This is a genomic window from Ruegeria sp. AD91A, assembly GCF_003443535.1.
In the GTDB taxonomy this organism is placed as follows: Bacteria; Pseudomonadota; Alphaproteobacteria; order Rhodobacterales; family Rhodobacteraceae; genus Ruegeria.
Window position 1 is genome coordinate 3,143,519 of record NZ_CP031946.1, and the last position, 19,713, is coordinate 3,163,231.

15 protein-coding genes are annotated in these 19,713 nt (G+C 60.5%); 9 read left to right on the plus strand and 6 right to left on the minus strand.

The features are described 5' to 3' along the window. Positions 1-14 precede the first annotated feature (14 nt). Positions 15-2,933, minus strand: a complete 2,919-nt coding sequence (locus D1823_RS15745; protein ID WP_117871609.1) for an error-prone DNA polymerase — start codon at positions 2,931-2,933, stop codon at positions 15-17. 109 nt (positions 2,934-3,042) lie between these two features. Here D1823_RS15745 and D1823_RS15750 point away from each other — a divergent pair, with 109 nt between their 5' ends. Then, positions 3,043-3,507, plus strand: a complete 465-nt coding sequence (locus D1823_RS15750) for a DUF1203 domain-containing protein (RefSeq protein WP_117872934.1) — start codon at positions 3,043-3,045, stop codon at positions 3,505-3,507. On the opposite strand, the gene D1823_RS15755 is transcribed toward D1823_RS15750, so the two are convergent. After that, positions 3,504-4,496 (minus strand): ABC transporter ATP-binding protein, encoded by a 993-nt coding sequence (locus tag D1823_RS15755; RefSeq protein ID WP_117871611.1) that lies wholly within the window; start codon positions 4,494-4,496, stop codon positions 3,504-3,506. The genes D1823_RS15750 and D1823_RS15755 overlap by 4 nt on opposite strands. Positions 4,497-4,583: 87 nt before the next feature. Between D1823_RS15755 and D1823_RS15760 the strand changes: the two genes are divergently transcribed. From D1823_RS15760 to polA, 3 genes are all read left to right on the plus strand, one after another. Then, on the plus strand, positions 4,584-4,754 hold the full coding sequence (locus D1823_RS15760) for a zinc-finger domain-containing protein (RefSeq protein ID WP_117872935.1): 171 nt from the start codon (positions 4,584-4,586) through the stop codon (positions 4,752-4,754). A gap of 88 nt (positions 4,755-4,842) precedes the next feature. Further along, complete coding sequence (locus D1823_RS15765) at positions 4,843-5,313, plus strand: hypothetical protein (protein WP_117871613.1); 471 nt, start codon at positions 4,843-4,845, stop codon at positions 5,311-5,313. A 70-nt stretch (positions 5,314-5,383) separates the two neighbouring features. Next, complete coding sequence (gene polA, locus D1823_RS15770; RefSeq protein WP_117871615.1) at positions 5,384-8,182, plus strand: DNA polymerase I; 2,799 nt, start codon at positions 5,384-5,386, stop codon at positions 8,180-8,182. A 10-nt stretch (positions 8,183-8,192) separates the two neighbouring features. On the opposite strand, the gene D1823_RS15775 is transcribed toward polA, so the two are convergent. Both D1823_RS15775 and D1823_RS15780 read right to left on the minus strand, forming a co-directional pair. Further along, positions 8,193-8,513: a DUF2798 domain-containing protein gene (locus D1823_RS15775; protein ID WP_366140778.1), complete on the minus strand. Its 321-nt coding sequence runs from the start codon at positions 8,511-8,513 to the stop codon at positions 8,193-8,195. Next, positions 8,498-9,253, minus strand: coding sequence for a hydroxypyruvate isomerase family protein (locus D1823_RS15780; protein ID WP_117871617.1), 756 nt, complete (start codon positions 9,251-9,253; stop codon positions 8,498-8,500). Before D1823_RS15780 ends, D1823_RS15775 begins: the two co-directional genes overlap by 16 nt. A gap of 174 nt (positions 9,254-9,427) precedes the next feature. On the opposite strand from D1823_RS15780, the gene D1823_RS15790 reads away from it, so the two are divergent. After that, complete coding sequence (locus tag D1823_RS15790) at positions 9,428-10,378, plus strand: DMT family transporter (RefSeq protein ID WP_254683751.1); 951 nt, start codon at positions 9,428-9,430, stop codon at positions 10,376-10,378. Here D1823_RS15790 and D1823_RS15795 read toward each other — a convergent pair. Beyond that, complete coding sequence (locus D1823_RS15795) at positions 10,361-10,936, minus strand: DUF1285 domain-containing protein (protein WP_162896864.1); 576 nt, start codon at positions 10,934-10,936, stop codon at positions 10,361-10,363. The genes D1823_RS15790 and D1823_RS15795 overlap by 18 nt on opposite strands. A 64-nt stretch (positions 10,937-11,000) precedes the next feature. Here D1823_RS15795 and D1823_RS15800 point away from each other — a divergent pair, with 64 nt between their 5' ends. From D1823_RS15800 to D1823_RS15815, 4 genes are read left to right on the plus strand one after another with little or no spacing between them, the layout of a single operon-like run. Beyond that, positions 11,001-12,008: a MoxR family ATPase gene (locus D1823_RS15800; RefSeq protein WP_117871625.1), complete on the plus strand. Its 1,008-nt coding sequence runs from the start codon at positions 11,001-11,003 to the stop codon at positions 12,006-12,008. Continuing rightward, positions 12,005-12,880, plus strand: a complete 876-nt coding sequence (locus D1823_RS15805; RefSeq protein WP_117871628.1) for a DUF58 domain-containing protein — start codon at positions 12,005-12,007, stop codon at positions 12,878-12,880. The genes D1823_RS15800 and D1823_RS15805 overlap by 4 nt, the downstream gene beginning before the upstream one ends. After that, entirely contained in the window at positions 12,877-15,639 is a 2,763-nt protein-coding gene (locus D1823_RS15810; protein ID WP_117871630.1) for a DUF4159 domain-containing protein, read from the plus strand. The genes D1823_RS15805 and D1823_RS15810 overlap by 4 nt, the downstream gene beginning before the upstream one ends. Next, positions 15,636-17,678: a hypothetical protein gene (locus D1823_RS15815; protein ID WP_117871632.1), complete on the plus strand. Its 2,043-nt coding sequence runs from the start codon at positions 15,636-15,638 to the stop codon at positions 17,676-17,678. Before D1823_RS15810 ends, D1823_RS15815 begins: the two co-directional genes overlap by 4 nt. Here D1823_RS15815 and pbpC read toward each other — a convergent pair. Continuing rightward, the gene (gene pbpC, locus D1823_RS15820; protein ID WP_117872937.1) at positions 17,675-19,711 is read right to left on the minus strand and encodes a penicillin-binding protein 1C; all 2,037 of its coding nucleotides are present in this window, start codon (positions 19,709-19,711) and stop codon (positions 17,675-17,677) included. The two genes, D1823_RS15815 and pbpC, sit on opposite strands and share 4 nt — an antisense overlap. Positions 19,712-19,713 lie beyond the last annotated feature (2 nt).

A 19,713-nucleotide genomic window follows, 5' to 3' on the forward strand; every position in this document is an offset into this window, starting at 1 on the left:
AGGCGGTTCCGGCGTTATGTGACAGAGGTGGTATTGTCGCGCCCATCCGGTGTCAGCAGATGCCGCAGCAGGGCCACCGGATGCGCGCGCAGGCTCAGGCGGGTGGCGACGTAATCCTCGACCACCTGCTCGCCCAGCGTCATTTGCGGCAGATAGGCTTCGGGCTCGTCCAGCGCCTCGCCCTCCAGATCCTGTGAGAACAGCGGCAGAGGCTTGGTAGTGGCAATCGCCTTGGCCTGCCACAAGGCCTCGCGCCGGGTCAGGCCGCAGGTGGAAAAGGCATCGGCCTCGGCCAGCCGTTCGATCACGGACGGGCCCAGCCCGGCGCGGCGCCAGACATCCTCGACCTGGGTGTAGCCATTGCCGCGCGCGGCGGTCAGCCAGCTGGCGTCCTCTTCGCTGAGGCCCTTGATCTGGCGAAAGCCCAGCCGGAGGGCCAGCCCGCCGTGGCCGTCGGGCTCCATCACGTTGTCCCAGAAGCTGGCATTGATGCAGACCGGGCGCACCTGCACGCCATGCTCGCGCGCGTCGCGCACGATCTGGGCGGGGGCATAGAACCCCATCGGCTGCGAATTCAGCAGCGCGCAGGCGAAAATCCCCGGATGGTGGCACTTGATCCAGGCGCTGGCATAGACCAGCAGCGCAAAGCTGGCCGCGTGGCTTTCGGGGAAGCCGTAGGACCCGAACCCCTCGATCTGCGAGAAACAACGCTCGGCAAATTCGGCGTCATACCCGTTGCGTTTCATCCCACGCAGGAACAGCGCGCGGAATTCGCTGACATTGCCGTGTTTCTTGAAGGTTGCCAGCGAACGGCGCAGCCGGTCCGCCTGTTCCGGGGTGAAGCCTGCGCCAACGATGGCGATCTGCATGGCCTGTTCCTGAAACAGCGGCACGCCCAGCGTTTTGCCCAACACCTCGCCCAGTTCGTCCGAGGGGAAGCTGACCTCCTCCTCACCATTTCGCCGCCGAATATAGGGGTGGACCATGTCGCCCTGGATGGGGCCGGGTCGGATGATGGCGACCTCAATCACCAGATCATAGAAATTGCGCGGCCGCATCCGGGGCAGAAAGTTCATCTGTGCACGTGATTCCACCTGAAACACACCCACTGAGTCTGCCTTGCAGAGCATGTCATAAACTGCCGGGTCCTCGGGCGGCAGCGTGGCCAGCGTATAGCTGGTCTGGTGGTGCTGGCCAATCAGATCAAACGCCTTGCGGATGCATGTGAGCATTCCGAGGCTCAGGACATCGACCTTGAGGATGCCCAGCGAGTCGATGTCGTCTTTGTCCCAGCAGATGACCGTGCGTTCCTCCATCGTGGCGTTCTCGATGGGGACAAGTTCGTCCAGACGGCCCTCGGTGATGATAAACCCGCCCACATGCTGGGACAGGTGACGGGGAAACCCGTCGATTTCATAGACCAGCATTAGAGTCTGTTTCAGCCGCCGATCTTCGGGATCGAGGCCGATTTCACGCATGCGCTGGGCTTCAAGGCCTGCGGCGGAAAAGAACCCCCAGAGCTGCGAAGACAGGGCGGAAATCGTGTCTTCGGTCAGCCCCATGGCGCGGCCCACCTCGCGGATGGCGCGCTTGCCGCGATAATGGATCACCGTGGCGCACAGTCCCGCACGGTGGCGGCCATAGCGTTCATAGATGTGCTGGATCACTTCTTCGCGGCGCTCATGTTCGAAATCGACGTCGATGTCGGGTGGCTCGTCCCGCGCCTCGGAGACGAAGCGTTCGAACACCATGGTGCCCATCTCGGGGCTGACCTCGGTGATGCCAAGACAGAAACAGACGACAGAGTTGGCCGCTGAGCCGCGCCCCTGACACAGGATGCCGCGCGAGCGGGCGAAATGGACGATGTCGCGGACGGTCAGGAAATAGGGTTCGTATTTCAGCTTTCCGATCAGGGCGAGCTCATGCGCCAGCATCTTTTTTGCTTTCTCCGACGCGCCCGCCGGATAGCGCCATTTCAGCCCCTCATGCGCCAAACGATGCAGGCGTTGGGTCGGGGTTTCCTGTTCGCTGCCCTCGCTGGGGTACTCATAACGCAGCTCATCCAGCGAGAATGTGAGCTGTTCGCTGAGTTCATGCGCGCGGGCGACAGCCCCCTCATAGCCTTTGAAAATGCGCAGCATCTCGGCCTCGGACCGCAGGCGTTGCTCGCCATTGGCAAGCGCCTCGCGGCCCAGCTCATCGACCTTGCGGCGCAGGCGGATGGCGGTGAGCACATCACCCAGCTTGCGGCGCGTGCCGTGATGCATCATCGGTGCGGCGCTGGCGAGTGTGGGGAGGCTGAGTTGCTTTGATTCAGTCTCTAATAAAGAGAAATATATGCCATCTGCGCCGTCATACCGGGGGTGCATCAACAGATGTATCCGCCCGGCAAAGCGGCGCGTCAGCTGTTGCGCTTGTGTCCGCCATGTGCCCGCGCCGCCCGGAGACCGGGCCGTTTGTGGCCACAGCAGCAGGTGGAGACCGTCGGAAAACTCCAGCAGGTCGGACAGGTGCAGGATGCAGTCGCCTTTTTCGGCGCGCAGACGGCCCTTGGACAGGATGCGGCACAGATTGGCCCAGCCCTGCCGGTTCAGGGGCAGGGCGGTAACCGTGGGTGCGTCGGTAAAGATCAGCCGTGCCGCCGGTATCAGGCGGGGCACCGCGTGGATCGGGTATGAGGGCGGTTTGGGGATGTGATCGGGGCAGGGTGGGCCTATGGAGGTGTTCTGCGCCTCCCACTCCAGCCGTTCGCGCACCTTGCGGGTGATCTCGCGCGCCTGCGTATGGGCGCGGACGATGCCTGCGACCGAGTTGTCATCAGCGATGGCGATGGCGGGCAGGCCCAGGGTGACGGCACGCTCCATATACTCCTCGGGGTGGGACGCCCCGGTGAGGAAGGTGAAATTCGACGTGATCGACAGCTCGGCATACATGACGATTCCATATTATATTCACGTTTTGTTCTTTTTCGAGTCCTTTGCGCAGGAAACGGGTCGCTTGGGCCTGATCGCATGGGCATGGTCAGCGAAAAGGAGACCCGAGATGTTCAAAATCACCGCTCTGCCAACCGACGAAGTCCGCGACCTTCAGGCAGGTGGCCCGGATGCGTATGGTTCAACGCCGGAACGCGCCATTTCGACGGGCGCCGGCAACCCGTGTCGCCATTGCTTGCAGAACATTCCCGAAGGCGAAAATATGCTGATACTGGCACATCGGCCTTTTTTAGAGACACATCCCTATGCGGAAACCGGACCGATCTTTCTGTGTGCCACGCCGTGCGACCGGTATGAGGGAGACACGCTTCCCGAGATTCTGACCTCCTCGTCCGAATACCTGATCAAGGGTTACGGTGCGGATGACAGGATCGTCTATGGCACCGGGGCGATCACGCTCAGCGACCAGATCGGCGCAAAAGTGGCGGACATCTTTGCCCGCGCAGATGTCGATTACATTCACGTCCGGTCTGCTCGAAACAACTGCTATCAGGCGCGAATAGACCGCGCCTAAAGCTTGACCCGGTGCATCCCGCGGCGTGGCTGATCCTGATCATCCATCGGGGCATCACCTGTGCGGCTGGATGTCAGCGCCAGGAACACATCCTCCAGATCCGCTTCTTCAGTGCGGACGTCGCGGATGCGAATACCTGCGGTGCGCACGGCTTCCAGAACCTGCTCGGCGCTGGTCTGGGCGCTGCGATATTGCAGTACAAGGCTGCCATCATCGCGCAATGTCGCCGCAACGCCTTCTGCTGTGGGCAAATCGGTAACTGGGCTGTCCGGCACAATCACCATTGTCCGGCTGTCCATGCGCCCCAGCAGATTTGCGGTACTGTCCTGAGCGATCTTTTCGCCGTGGTTGATGATGGCGATTTCGTCACACATCTCTTGCGCTTCTTCCAGATAGTGGGTGGTCAGGATAATCGTCATACCCTGTTCGTTCAGCTTCCGCACATTGGCCCACAGCATCTGACGCAGTTCGATATCCACGCCTGCCGTGGGTTCGTCCAACACCAGGATTTTGGGGTGATGGACCAGCGCCTTGGCCAGTAGCAGCCGCCGCCGCATCCCGCCCGACAGCGTGCGGGCATAGGCCTCGGCCTTGTCGCTGAGGCCGACCAGTTCAAGGATTTCATCGCTGCGGCGTTCGGATTTCGGAACGCCGTACAGGCCTGCCTGTACTTCCAAGGCACCACGCGGGGTGAAGAACGGGTCAAGGTTCAGTTCTTGCGGCATGACACCAATCGCGGCGCGGGACTGTCGCGGATTCTGATCCTGATCGAAACCCCAGATCGATACACGGCCCGAAGACTTCACCACCAACCCGGCGAGAATATTGATCAGGGTCGATTTCCCGGCGCCATTCGGGCCCAGAAGTCCAAAAACCGAACCCCTGGGAACAGTCAAATCAATGCCTTTCAGCGCGTGTTTCTCAGGCTGACCCTTGCCGCCACGATATGTCTTGCGCAGACCTTCGATCCTGATTGCCGCATCGCTCATGTGGCTCTTGCCCCCGGATTGCTCATCGCTCATAAACGCACCTAATGCATGCCCGCGAGGCCGACAACCGAAGAAGGATCGCTAGCCGTGACCATCGAAGCGCCGGAAACCAAGATCGTCGAAACCGACCGTGTCGCCTGTGACGGCGGCGAAGGCGCATTGGGCCATCCGCGCGTCTGGCTGCAAATCCCCGAGGATACAGGCTGGGTCGAATGCCCGTATTGCGACTGTAAATATGTGCTGAAGGGTACCGAATAGGGCTGATTGCCCGACTAACCGGGTTTTGCCCAAATCTTGCCTCGGTTATCATGTTAGTGCTTTGGCGCAACCAAAGCAGGGATACGTGATGACCGGAATTTCGGCCACTGACAATGTTAACCCGGTTTTCGGCTGGGTTGGGTTCTGCATCGCGTCTTTGGCGTTGTTTGCTGCGTTGTTTGTATTCTGGGCGGGGCCCTTTGTACCTCAGCAGACTGCGGGTGTGTCGCTGGGCGAACTGGCCGCCGAGATCGGCAAATCGACCCTAAGGGCCGCCGCGGGGATGGAACAACCCGAGCCTGTTGCCCGCGCCCGCGATCTGGATGATTTCCTGCGGATCGGTGTCGCCATGCTTGGCGGGCTTGCGATCGTCATCTCGGCCGTTGGCATCCTGCGTCACGAAAAGCGGCGCCCCGCCATCGCCGGAATGGTTATCGGCACGGGGGCAATCCTTTTCCAGTTCTTTGCCTTTGCATTTTTTGCTTTCCTTGGCGTGTTGGTAATCATGGCTTTGCTGAACAGTTTCTCTGACGTCTTCTCGGGGCTGTTTGGCGGTTAGGCTGCGTTCTTGGCTGGTCAGCCGCGCGACCCTGTGGCAGAACCGTCCCTGACCGATAGGGAGCGCGCGCATGAGCAAATTCGGAAAAGGGTGTCACCTGCATCTGATCGACGGATCGGCTTTTATTTTCAGGGCCTATCACGCGCTGCCACCGCTGACCCGCAAGTCGGATGGTTTGCCGATTGGGGCGGTGTCCGGGTTCTGCAACATGCTTCAAAAATATGTCGAAGGGAACGCCGGGCCGGATGCACCGACGCATGTGGCGGTGATATTCGACAAGGGCTCGCACACATTCCGGAATGATCTGTACGACCTTTACAAGGCTAATCGCGAAGCGATGCCCGAGGACCTGCGCCCGCAAATACCGCTGACCCGTGAGGCGACAAAAGCGTTCAACATCGCCTGCAGGGAACTCGAAGGTTATGAGGCAGACGACATCATCGCCACTCTCGCCGTGCAAGCGCGCGAGGCAGGGGGGCGCGTGACCATCGTAAGTTCCGACAAGGATTTGATGCAGTTGGTCGGTGACGGTGTCGAGATGCTCGATGCGATGAAGAACAAGCGTATTGATCGGGACGGGGTGATCGAGAAGTTTGGAGTTGGCCCCGAGCGCGTTGTGGATGTTCAGGCGCTGGCCGGCGATTCCGTTGACAACGTGCCGGGCGCTCCGGGTATCGGGGTCAAGACGGCTGCCCTTCTGATCAACGAATACGGTGATCTGGAAACACTGCTGGACCGTGCTGAAGAAATCAAACAGCCCAAGCGCCGGCAAACCCTGATCGAAAAGCGCGATCAGATCAAACTATCTAAGAAACTGGTGCAGTTGGACGAGAACACGCCGCTGGATTTCACGCTGGATGACCTTGAAGTGCGGGAGCCCGATGCAGAGACCCTGCTGGGTTTTCTGGCGGATATGGAGTTTCGCACACTGACCAAACGGATTGCAGACAAGCTGGGGGCCGAAGCACCGGTCATCGCCGACGCACCGGTGCCTGCGGCCAAGGAAGTTGAGGCTGAGGCGATTCCGTTTGACGCTGAGAAGTATGAATGTGTCCGTGATGCAGTGGCTCTGCAAAAGTGGATTGATCAGGCCCATGAGCGCGGCTGGGTTGCGGTGGATACCGAAACCACCGGTCTGAATGAGATGATCGCCGATCTGGTCGGTATTTCGCTGTGTGTCGAGGCCGGAGAAGCCTGTTACATCCCGCTGACCCATCGCGATGGCGCAGCGGATGATCTGTTCGGCTCAGATGCGCTGGCTGAAGGGCAGATGCCGCTGGATGAGGCGCTGACACTACTGAAACCGATGCTAGAGGACCCCTCGATCCTCAAAATCGGGCAGAACATGAAATACGACGCCAAGATATTCAGGCGTCACGGCATCAATGTGACCCCCATCGATGATACGATGCTGATGTCCTACGCCATGCACGGTGGCGAGCATGGGCACGGGATGGACACATTGTCCGAGAGATACCTGACACACACACCGATCCCGATCAAACCGCTGCTGGGGTCGGGCAAGTCTGCAATCACCTTCGACAAGGTGCCGATAGACGAGGCCACAGCCTATGCCGCCGAGGATGCCGACATCACCCTGCGCTTGTGGAAACTGTTCAAGCCGCAGCTTCACCGCGTGCAGGTGACAACTGTCTACGAGACGCTTGAACGCCCGCTGGTGCCGGTTCTGACGGAAATGGAGATGCACGGCATAAAGGTCGACCGCGATGTGCTGAGCCGTATGTCCAACGCTTTTGCACAGAAAATGGCCGGTTTAGAGGCTGAAATCCACGAGCTGGCCGGAGAAACCTTCAACGTCGGCTCGCCCGCGCAATTGGGCGAGATCCTTTTCGACAAGATGGGTCTTGAGGGCGGCAAGAAGGGAAAGACCGGCAAGTATTCGACCGGCGCCGATGTGCTGGAAGATCTGGCGACCGAGCATGAATTGCCGCGCCGGGTCCTGGACTGGCGTCAGCTGTCCAAGCTGAAATCGACCTATACGGACGCGCTACAGACCCATATCAACCCCGACACGGGCCGGGTACATACGTCTTATGCTATCACCGGGGCGAATACGGGGCGTCTGGCTTCGACCGATCCCAACCTGCAGAACATCCCGGTGCGCACCGAGGAGGGCCGCCGCATCCGCGAGGCCTTCGTGGCCGAGCCGGGCAATGTGCTGGTCAGTCTCGACTACAGCCAGATCGAGCTGCGCATCCTGGCGCATATCGCCGACATTCCGGCCCTGAAACAGGCGTTTGCGGATGGGCTGGACATTCACGCGATGACGGCGTCCGAGATGTTCGACGTGCCGCTGGATGAGATGACGCCGGATATCCGTCGTCAGGCCAAGGCGATCAACTTTGGCGTGATCTATGGCATCTCGGGCTTCGGCCTGGCACGCAACCTGCGCATCCCGCGGGCCGAGGCACAGGGATTCATCGACCGCTATTTCGAACGCTTCCCGGGCATTCGCCAGTATATGGATGACACGGTGACATTTGCCAAAGAGCACGGCTATGTCCAAACCCTGTTCGGGCGCAAAATCCACACGCCCGAGATCAACGCCAAGGGGCCACATGCCGGCTTCTCGCGTCGGGCGGCTATCAATGCGCCGATTCAGGGCACAGCGGCGGATGTGATCCGGCGCGCGATGGTTCGAATGCCGGGTGCGATCAATGGGCTGTCCGCCAAAATGCTGTTGCAGGTCCATGACGAATTGTTGTTCGAAGTGGCCGAAGACGCGGTGGATCCGCTGATCGACGTGGCGCGCGACGTGATGGAAGGTGCGTCCGACCCGGCGGTGAGGCTGGATGTGAAGCTGAATGTGGATGCCGGCCAGGGTGCGAACTGGGCCGAGGCACACTAGCGGCGCTGGGTCAGCCCCGTGGCCTGACCCACCCTTCGACCATACGTTTGACCGAAGGTCCAAGGACCAGGATCACCGTGAAAGCGATGGGCCAGCAAAAGGCCCAGGACGCCATCCAGTCACTAAGCGTTTCAGGGTGGAACCCCACTGCTTTGACTGTGGCGATTCCGGTGACAATGCACGACATCAGGCCTGACATGATCAGTCCAAAGATGGCATGGGCAAAGCGGGCAGGGATCATATCGGACATCCTCGAAAACGGGTCGCCCGATATGTGCGCCATTCGTGCAGCGATTTCCAGACGGATGACCGGTGTTAACGTCGCATCCATGCCAGGGTCGCAGCCGTTCGAGTGGTTGAAGGCGTGTACTCGGCACTGACCCAACCGACATAACCGGTATCGTCCATTGCCTCGAAAAGCTGCGCGAAATCCGTGGGCCCGCGCCCCGGTTCAGAACGTTCAGGGGCGGCCCCGATCTGGGCATGGACAACATTTGGGTGAAAACGCTCCCAGACGGCCAACGCGTCGCCGTGGATCATGTGCGCGTGAAAACTGTCATATTGCAGACCGACATTCGGGCGATCCACACTGCCCAGTACCTCGGCCGCCAGATCATAGTCGTTCAGAAAATAACCGGGTTGGGAAATCGGATTGAGGGGTTCGATCGTGAAAGCCTGGTGCGGCGCGATATCGGCGGCCCACTGTAAGTTGTGCACGAAGCAGTCCATCGCATCCGTCCCGACAGCGTATCCCGACATGATGTGAATGAAGCCCGGCTTCAGCACTTCGGCATAACGCAGAACGCGGCGGATATCTGACTGAAACCGAGCAGCATCGCCCGGGGTGGCGGCATAACCCGGTGCGCCGCCGGTATAATTCGGCGGAGGGGAGTTGATCAGAACCAAATCGAGCCCGTTGGCCAGCAAGGCACGTTGGGTTTCTTTTGCCGCAAGTTCGTAGGGAAAGAGAATCTCGACCGCTTGGAACCCGGCGTCTGCGGCTGCCCGAAACCGGTCCAGATACGGAAGTTCGGTAAAGAGCAAAGAGATATTCGCGGCGAATTTTGGCATGGCGGCCCTTGGAAAGCTGGTGGGCCGACCTTACCCGCGCACAGATTTCTGTGAAAGTGACAGAAAACGACAGTTTGTCGAAATTCGACCAGATCGAACCAATGAAATCGGAAACGCTTTTGGTATCACGGCGAATCATTTTTCCGGCGTCGTGCCAATAGAAGGTTCGAAACGATGGCGATGAGCCCAGACCCCGTACGCGGGAACAGCCTTTCTGCGTCCGCGGGGCAGTATTCTGCCTTGTCGGGCAACGGGTTGGCCGTGGCCTCGATGCTGACCTGGGCGGCCGGGTTTCCGGCGGCCGAAGTGCTGTTGCAAACATGGCCGCCCGTTGCCTTGTTGGCCGCGCGACTGGCGCTGGCCGTATTGGTGATGGTGCCGGTCTGGGTGATCATGGACGGACCGCACCGGGTTGTTTCGGCCCGCTGGGGTCATGCAATGATCGTCGGTGGCTTTGGGATTGGGTTGGGAATGTTCCTGCTGATCATAGCGCAAAAGCTGACCGACCCGGTGACGGTGGCAATCATCGTCTCTTGCGCGCCCTTGGTGGCCACATTGCTTGAATTGGCTGCTGGCACACGCCGGTTGAAGTGGAACTTTGCGCTGGGCGTACTTGTGTCGATTGTCGGCGGGCTGATCGCCACCAGCGCTCTGGCTCCGGCACAGTTGGGCCTGGGCGCGGCCTGTGCGGTTGTGTCAACGGTGCTGTTTTGCTGGGCGAGCATGGCAACCGCCCGGGACTTCCCCGAGCTCAGCCAGACCGGGCGTACGACGATCACCTTTGTCGGAGGACTGGCTATGGCGTCGCTGCTGATATTCGGATCGGCGCAATTTGGCATGGAAGTGAAGCCTGCAACTGCATTTGATGTGCAACAGGCAGGCATGTTGATGATCTATGCGCTCATTTCCATGGGCCTCAGTCAGGTATTTTTCATCACCTCCGTCGGCAAGCTGGGCGTTGCATTGGCCTCTTTTCACATCAATGTTGCCCCGTTCTACGTCATGTTGATCATGCTGATGATAGGGGACGAGTGGAACTGGACCCGGGCGCTGGGTGCGGGCGTTGTTGCATTGGCTGTCGTGCTGGCACAGGATCGCACGCCCCGGTCAGCTCAGGTCGGCTGAGGGGATCAGGCCAAAGAACTGCCCGCCTGACCAAACACCAAACCAGCCGTCATGATGCGTTCCGATCTCGACGAGGCGGTAGAAGCTTTTGCGATCTATGCGGGCTTCGAGGTTGGCGCGGATCAATATGTAGGGTGAGGGTTCTTCCGTTTCCGGGTCAATAACAATCCGGATTGGATGGTCAACTCCGGCCACGGCCCTATCGCCGACATGGGTTGTGAAGGTCAGAGACTGGTTCTTGCCATCCCCGTCCCGGTCGAAATCCACAGCAACAAACGGCGCGTCTTCGACAGTGATTCCCACCTTCTCGACAGGCGTGACGAGGTAGTATTTGCCCTCCTCCTTCTTAAGAATTGAGGAAAAAAGCTTCACAAGCTCGAAACGGTTGATGGGTGAGCCTAAATAACTCCAAGTGCCATCTTTTGCGATCTTGATGTCCAGATCGCCGCAAAACGGAGGATTCCAGAGGTGAACGGGCGGTAAACCCTTGGTTTTGGCCGCTTTGACTGATGCCGCCAGACCATCAGGCGAGGGTTTCACAGGTTTTTGTCCGCTCATTGCTTTTGCCATTTCCTCTCAGCGCGATACACTTCAATCATATTACTCCACGGAAGGGAAAGTCATGACCGAACCTGCCGACCTCGTAGCCGAGATCGAAGCGCTGGAAAACAAGCTGCAAGAGGCCAAGGCCTCGATCACCCGCCGCTTCATCGGGCAGGAGAGGGTCGTGGACCTGACTCTGACCGCGCTTTTGTGTGGCGGCCATGCCCTTCTGATCGGTCTGCCGGGGTTGGGCAAAACGCGTCTGGTCGAGACCCTGTCAACGGTGATGGGCCTGCATGGCAACCGCATTCAATTCACGCCCGACCTGATGCCCGCCGATATTCTGGGCTCTGAGGTGTTGGATACTGCCGACGATGGCAGCCGCCATTTCCGTTTCATTCCCGGCCCGATCTTCTGTCAGCTGTTGATGGCGGACGAGATCAACCGGGCAAGTCCACGGACCCAGTCGGCGCTGTTGCAGGCGATGCAGGAACGTACAGTGACCGTAGCGGGTGAGGATCGTTCATTGGGTACACCGTTCCATGTGCTGGCAACGCAAAACCCGATTGAACAGGAGGGCACCTATCCGCTGCCCGAAGCTCAGCTTGACCGATTTCTGGTGCAGATCGATGTCGAATACCCCGACCGTCAGACCGAGCGGGATATTCTGCTGGCCACAACCGGGGTTGAAGAAGACGAAGCGCATCAGATTTTCAGCAAGGAAGAGTTGCTGGCTGCGCAGGTCCTGTTGCGTAGGATGCCGGTCGGAGAATCCGTCGTTGAACTGATCCTTGATCTTGTCCGAGCCTTCCGTCCTGAAGAAACAGGAGTATCCGAACGGGTTGCCGAAACCGTGGCCTGGGGCCCGGGTCCTCGTGCAGCGCAGGCGCTGATGATGACGGTGCGGGCGCGTGCGATGTTGCAGGGACGTCTGGCACCCAATGCCGAAGATGTTCTGGATATGGCGCGCCCGGTGCTCAGCCATCGGATGGCACTGAACTTTGCGGCACGGGCGCGCGGTGACAGTCTCGCTGATCTGATCGACTCGACCGCTGTTGGACTGATCCGAACCGAGGCAGCGGCGTGAATGCCGCGCTGACCCTTCGTGAAAGATCTGAAGCCGAGGCATCACGGCTGCCGCCCCTGTTGGCGCGGGCAGAGCATTTGGCAGGTACCGTTTTGCTGGGCGACCACGGTCGACGGCGGTCCGGGATGGGGGATGATTTCTGGCAATACCGCCCGGCGCAGGTCGGCGACAGCCGTCGCATGATCGATCACCGCCGCTCGGCGCGGGGGGATCAGCAGTTCGTACGTGAACGGGAATGGCAGATCGCGCAATCCGTGATGTTATGGGTCGATCAGGGGGCTTCGATGCGGTTTGCGTCCGACAAGACCCTGCCGACCAAGGCGGATCGCGCGCGGCTGTTGGGGCTGGCGACATCCATCCTTCTGGTGCGCGGCGGTGAACGCGTAGGTCTGACCGGCACCACCTTGCCGCCCCGGCGCGGCAATGCGCAGATCATCCGGCTGGCGCAGGCCTGGTCCGAGGATAATCAAGCGGATTACGCCCCGCCCGAACACCGCGCCATGATCCCTCATGCCCGCGCCGTGTTCATCTCTGATTTTCTGGGCCCCATGGATGAGGTTGAACTTGCCCTGACCAAAGCCGCCGACCGTGGCGTGCGCGGCGTGGTTCTGCAAGTGCTGGATCCGGGTGAAGAGTCGTTTCCCTATCGCGGGCGCACCATTTTCGAAAGCGTCGGAGGGTCTGTCCGGCACGAAACGCTCAAGGCCGCCGAGCTGCGGGACCGTTATCTGGAACGCCTGGCGCACCGCAAGGATGCGCTGAGACAACTGTGCCGAGCGACGGGCTGGCAACTGGGCCTGCACCACACGGGCGACAGCGCACAAGCGGCTCTGTTATGGCTTTATCGGGCCTTGGATGGGGGCACGCGATGACGGTTCTGGCGGGCATCGGCTTTACCGCGCCCTGGGTGTTGCTGGGTCTTCTGACCCTGCCGATCCTGTGGCTCATCCTGCGGGCCGTACCGCCTGCGCCGATCCGCCGGATGTTCCCGGCGGTGACGCTTTTGTTGGGTCTGAAGGATGACGAAAGCGTTTCGGACCGCACCCCGTGGTGGTTGCTGCTGCTGCGGATGTTGGCTGCTGCTGCGATCATTTTCGGGCTGGCAGGGCCGGTCCTGAACCCATCTCGGGATGAAACCGGAACCGGGCCTCTTCTGCTGGTTCTGGATGCCAGTTGGGCCGGTGCCACGCGCTGGCCGGCGACACTGGACCAGATAGAAACACAATTGTCCGAAGCCGGGCGCGCGGGCCGAACTATTGCGATTCTGCGCCTGACAGAGCCGGAAACACCTGTTTTTCAGGCCGCAGAGGCATGGCAGGGGCGTTTACCCGGACTGACCCCTCACCCCTGGCAGCCGAATGCGGATCAGATTGCTCAGACCATTGCCGCGTTGAACGCCGTTGAGGGCGGGTTTGATACCCATTGGTTCAGTGACCGGTTGAATTATTCAAACCACGCTGAACTGGTTTCAAGCTTGCAGGCGCGCGGTGAAGTGACGGTCTATCAGGCGGCGTCTCGGCCCGTTGCGATCCTGCCAGCGGCCTATCAGGACGGGCTGATCCAATTGACCGTACAGCGTGCAGGCCCCGGACCGGAAGACCGTGTGACGGTTTTGGCGCAAGGACGTGATCCGGCGGGAACAGCCCGGGTGTTGCATTCTGTTGAGCTGACCCTTGAAGCCGGCGAAACCACGGCGCAGGTCGATCTGGCACTGCCGTCGGAGTTGCGCGCCCGTATCACGCGGTTTGAGATTCAGGGCCAAAGGTCCGCCGGGGCCGTGACCCTGACCGATGACAGTCTGCGTCGGCGCGAGGTTGCACTGATTGCCGGAACCCTCAACCGTGAAGGGCTGGAGCTGTTGTCGCCTCTGCATTACCTGACACAGGTTCTGATACCGACTGCGGATTTTGTCGATGGCGGCCTGCTTGAGGTTCTGCCTGCCAACCCGGATGTGATCGTCCTGTCGGACGTGGCGCAGATGTCGGAACCGGAAAAGGCCGCGTTAATCGAATGGGTCGAACAGGGCGGCCTGCTGCTGCGTTTTGCCGGTCCGCGCATGGCGGCCAGCGATCTGGGGCGGGACACCGAAGACACCCTGTTACCGGCGCGGCTGCGCAGCGGTGGGCGATCCGTCGGCGGCGCGATGAGTTGGGGTGAAGCCAAGACGCTGGCTCCATTCCCTGAGAACTCTCCTTTTTACGGCTTGGCTATCCCGAATGACGTGGTTGTCTCGACACAAGTCATGGCCCAACCAGACCCTAATCTTGCGGATCGCGTGATTGCTTCGCTGTCCGACGGGACTCCGTTGGTGACGCGCAAGACACTGGGGCTTGGGCAGGTAGTGCTGTTTCACGTCACTGCGGATGCCGAATGGTCCAGCCTGCCGCTGTCAGGCCTGTTCGTCGAGATGCTGGATCGTTTGGCCGTGGCCTCAGCAGCCAAATCGCGGCAAGAGGCGCAGTTGCAGGGCACCACATGGGAACCGGTTCAGATCATGGACGGGTTTGGAGCCTTGTCGGATGCTGGAACGCTGGCAGGTGTGGATGGGGTTCAGCTGATCTCGGGCCAGATCGGGCCAGAGTTGCGTCCGGGTCTCTATGAAAGCGGCAAACAGAAGCTGGCATTGAACGTGGTCTCGGAAGAAACCGAGCTGCGCCCGGTGATCTGGCCCGCCAATGTGCCGATCAAAGGGCAGGAGGTCAGCACGGAAACCCCGCTTGGCGGTCTGTTGCTCAGCCTCGCACTGATCTTGCTGACGGTTGACGTAGTTGCCTCTCTGGCTCTATCGGGCAGGTTGGGTCTGGCCCGAACGACGGCTGCGGCGCTGGCAGCTTTTCTGCTGGTGCCGGAAGTACAGGCGCAGACGCCCGAAGATACCGAGTTCGCCTTGGCGGCAACGCAAGAACTTGTGCTGGCGCATGTGCTGACGGGTGACGCGCAGGTGGACGACATTGCCGAGGCCGGAATGCGGGGCTTGGCGCAAACCCTGTTCTTTCGCACCTCCGTCGAACCGGCGGACCCAATCGGCGTTGATCTGGAACGAGACGAGCTGGCATTCTTTCCGTTGCTTTATTGGCCCATTACACCGAACCAGCCGCAACCTTCGGCTGAGGCGTATATCAAACTGAACGCATATTTGCGCTCGGGTGGGATGATCCTGTTTGACACGCGTGATGCGGACATCGCCGGTTTTGGCGCGTCCAGCCCGAATGGCCGCAGGTTGCAACAACTGGCCGGACCGCTGAATATCCCTGCATTAGAGCCGATTCCCCGCGATCATGTCCTGACCAGAACATTCTATTTACTTCAGGATTTCCCGGGTCGCTATTCCGGTACCGAGGTTTGGGTCGAAGCTGCGCCCGGGGATGCAGAACAGATCGAGGGGATGCCTTTCCGCAACCTAAATGACAATGTGACACCGGTGGTTATCGGCGGCAATGACTGGGCCGGGGCCTGGGCCGTGGATCGTAACGGGCAGGCCCTGTTGCCTGTCGGTCGTGGCTATGCCGGGGAACGGCAACGCGAACTGGCAAATCGGTTTGGCGTAAATCTTGTGATGCACGTTCTGACCGGGAACTACAAATCCGATCAGGTCCATGTGCCCGCACTTTTGGACAGGTTGGGACAATGACCGGAACCGTCATATTCGACCCACTGATTCCGTGGCCGTTTTTGGCTGCTGTGGGGGCGATTGCCGCTGCTGGAGTAGGTCTGGCCTTGTGGCGCGGCTTGTCGGGCTGGGCCCTGCGGGGATTGGCAGCTTTGGTTGTCATCGCGGCACTGTCCGGTCCGGTCTATCAGATCGAAGACCGTGCTCGGCTGACCGATATCGTTTTGATGATCGAGGATGAAAGTGCCAGCCAGACACTTTCGGACCGGGCCCGGCAAACTGCCCAGGCCGCCGAAGAACTGGCCGTTGAGATCGAGGCACGAGATAATACGGAACTGCGCCGCATTCGGGTCGGCGACGGTGAGGGGGATGAGGGCACGCAGGTCATGGCTGCCCTGAATGAAGCTCTGGCCGAAGAACCGCGCGCGCGCATCGCAGGCATTCTGGTGGTATCGGATGGGCTTGTGCATGACGCTGATCAGGCCCCGGAATTGCCAGCGCCGATGCATCTTCTGCAAACCGGGCGTGCAGACGACTGGGATCGCAGGCTTATCGTCCGAAATGCACCTGCCTTTGCCATCATCGGAGAATCAGTGACTTTGACCCTGCGCGTTGAAGACAGCGGAGCAGCCCCCGCGGGTGCCGCGACAGCGCCGCTGGAGATTTCCGTGGATGGTGGCGAGCCGCAGCAGCTGAGTATTCCAATCGGTCGGGACGTAGAACTGCCTGTCACTCTGCCGCATGGCGGGCGCAATGTGATCCAGTTTTCCGTGCCTCAGGCCGAAGGTGAGTTGACCGACCGCAACAATACCGCGCTGATCCAGATGAACGGCGTTCGGGATCGCCTGCGTGTGTTGCTGGTCTCGGGTGAGCCGCATCCCGGTGGGCGCACATGGCGTAACCTGCTGAAATCCGACAGTTCCGTAGACCTGGTGCACTTCACCATCCTGCGTCCGCCCGAGAAACAGGACGGCGTGCCCGTCGATGAACTGTCACTCATCGCTTTCCCAACGCGTGAACTGTTTCTGGAAAAGATCAACGATTTCGACCTGATCATCTTCGACCGCTACAAGCGGCGGGGCATCCTGCCGGCGATCTACCTGGACAATGTCACCAACTATATCAACGATGGCGGCGCAGTTCTGATTGCTGCCGGTCCCGACTTCGCAAGTGCAGATAGCATTTTCCGGTCGCCGCTGGCGCCTATATTGCCTGCTCAACCTTCCGCGCGTGTCTTTGAGGAACGTTATGTGCCGATGGTCAGCGAGTTAGGTCAGCGCCATCCGGTGACAACAAATCTTGGCGATCCCGCGGATTGGGGCGCCTGGTTGCGCCAGATTGATGTGAACCATCGCTCGGGCGAGGTACTGATGACAGGCATTGACGAACGCCCCTTGCTGGTTCTGGATCGCGTGGGCAAAGGGCGTGTTGCAATGCTGGCTTCGGACCATGCCTGGCTGTGGAGTCGCGGCTTTGAAGGTGGCGGCCCACAACTGGAGCTTTTGCGCAGGTTGGCCCATTGGATGATGAAGGAACCCGAACTTGAGGAAGAGGCGCTGTGGGCCGAAGCCAACGGACAATCCATGCGCATCATTCGACAGACGCTTGGGGATGACGTGGGTCCGGTGACTGTGACGCGCCCGAACGGCGAAACGCTGGAAATCACTTTGCAAGAGGTCTCTCCGGGGCGGTTCGAAGCGTTATACTATGGGCCCGAGATTGGTCTTTATCGTTTGCAGGAAGGCGACCACACGGCCGTGATTGGCCTTGGCCCCGCCGCGCCGAAGGAATTTGAACGCACCATCGCTACAGGGGATATCCTTGAACCGGTTCTGGCCAATATGCGTGGCGGCGTGATCCGGCTGGAAGATGGATTGCCGTCGATCCGAAACGTGCGCGCCGGGCGTCCAGCGGCCGGTCGGGGCTGGGTCGGTCTGACGCCGCGCGATGCCTACGAGACAAGGGATGTGACCCAAGCGGGGCTGCTGCCTCCTTGGCTGGTTTTGCTGTTGGCAGGTGGTTTCCTGTTGGGAGGTTGGCTGCGTGAGGGGCGGCGCTAATCGATCCTGATTGCGACCCTGTCGGACTGACCTTGAGAATCCACCACGACAAGTGAGGTGAAACCGGCCCCCGGATTGGGGATTTTGAACTCTCTTTGCCGCTGCCCGGTCAGCAAGGGCACTCCATCTGCCAGTACGGAAAACGGTCCGACGCCGCCACGCAGTTTGACCGTCAAAGGTGCTCCGAATGTCTCTAACACAGCGTTATTGGGAGGAAACAGCAAGTCCGGCGCGGAAGGATCATCTTCGAAAGCTTTTGTGCGGGGGCGAAATCGCTGCAAAGGTTGCGGCAATTGGGCAGCGCCGACAAGCAGGGTCGAGGGCGGCGGTGGACGCAGGGGCGTGAGGTCGGGTTTCAACAGGTTGAAAGCCTCGGCCAGAAGCGGCGCGGCAAGATCGCCCCCAAATGCACCGGGAACAGGCGTTCCATCAGCCCGTCCCAGCCAGACCCCGATGACGTGCCGCCCGTCAAAGCCGATGGCCCAGGCATCGCGGTGGCCATAAGATGTGCCGGTTTTGTAGGCAAGCGACCCTGTTGCATTGCCCGCCGGTGGCGAAACCCCGGCCAGAATGTCCGCAACCTGCCAGGCAGAGGTTTCTGACAGAACGCGCTGAGTTTGCCGCGCCTCCGCGAGCGTATCGTGAAACAGGATCGGGCCTGTGCCACCAGCCGCCAGAGTGGCGTAAACCTGAACCAGATCGTGCAGGCTCAACCCCACGCCGCCCAAAGAAATCGCCAATCCGGGTGTGCCACCATTCAGACGCGGTTCCGAGCCGGCCAACCGCAATGCCGTCATCACACGAGCGGGCCCCAGTTCATTCGTCAGCCGCACAACGGGGATGTTCAGCGACAATTGCAATGCATCCCGCACCCGGACATCTCCACGGAATGCGCCATCAAAATTGCGCGGCGCGTACCGACCGAACATGACGGGGCTGTCGTTGATCAGGGTCTCGGGATGGGCCAGCCCCTGATCGAAGGCCAGCCCGTAGACCAGAGGTTTCAGGGTCGATCCGGGAGACCGTACGGCCCGGGTCATATCCACGAACCCCTGACGCGCATCTTGATACCCGGCAGATCCGACCGATGCCAGAACCTCGCCGCTGCGATGATCGGCCACGATCAGGGCCCCGGAAACGCGCGGTCCGACACGGGTGGCGGCCTGGGCCACCAAGGTTTCCAGCCGGGCCTGCAATCCGGCATCCAGCGTCAGGCCGAAGGCTCGGGTCGCGGGCGCTTGCCGCGCCACACGGTCAGTCAGATGTGGTGCAAGGCGCGGAAACGAATTCATCCGATCCGGAAGAGCTTCGGTCAAAGCCACGCGCGCTTCAACACCGGTCAGGACGTTATGGCGTTCAAGCCTGCGCAGCACCCGGTCACGCGCTTCTCGGGCGGCCTCTGGGTTACGATCCGGACGCCGCGCTTCCGGAGATTGCGGCAACGCAACCAACAGGGCGGTCTGTGCAGGGGTCAGCCGGGCGGCGTCCTTTCCAAACCACGCGCGGGTGCCGGCGCGGAGTCCTTCCAGATTACCACCATAAGGGGCATGGGTCAGATAAAGGTTCAGGATTTGCTGTTTGCTCAGGCGCCGCTCCAACGCCAATGCGACTCTGATCTGGCGAAATTTACCGCTCCAGCGCCCGGTCGGGCCATCTTCGATCAATCGTGCCACCTGCATGGTCAGGGTGGACCCACCCGACACGTTACGCCCGTTCCACAGGCTTTGCCCAGCGGCCCGCAGCATCGCGATGGGGTCCACTCCGGCGTGGGTCCAGAACCGTTTATCCTCGTACCGGATCAGCATGGCGATGAATTTCGGATCGACTGCGCCGGGCCGTAGTCGCCAGATGCCATCCTCGACTGGAAATGCACGCAGAAGGTCGCCATTCCGGTCTCGCATCTCGACCGAAGTTTCAGCCAGAACGGGAGGGAGGGTTGTGGCGTCGACCCAGCGGTCAACACCATCCCGCGCCAGTGCCGTCAGGTAGAGTGCTCCGGCCAGCGCAAACAAAAGCCGCGACCGCCTAGGCATGA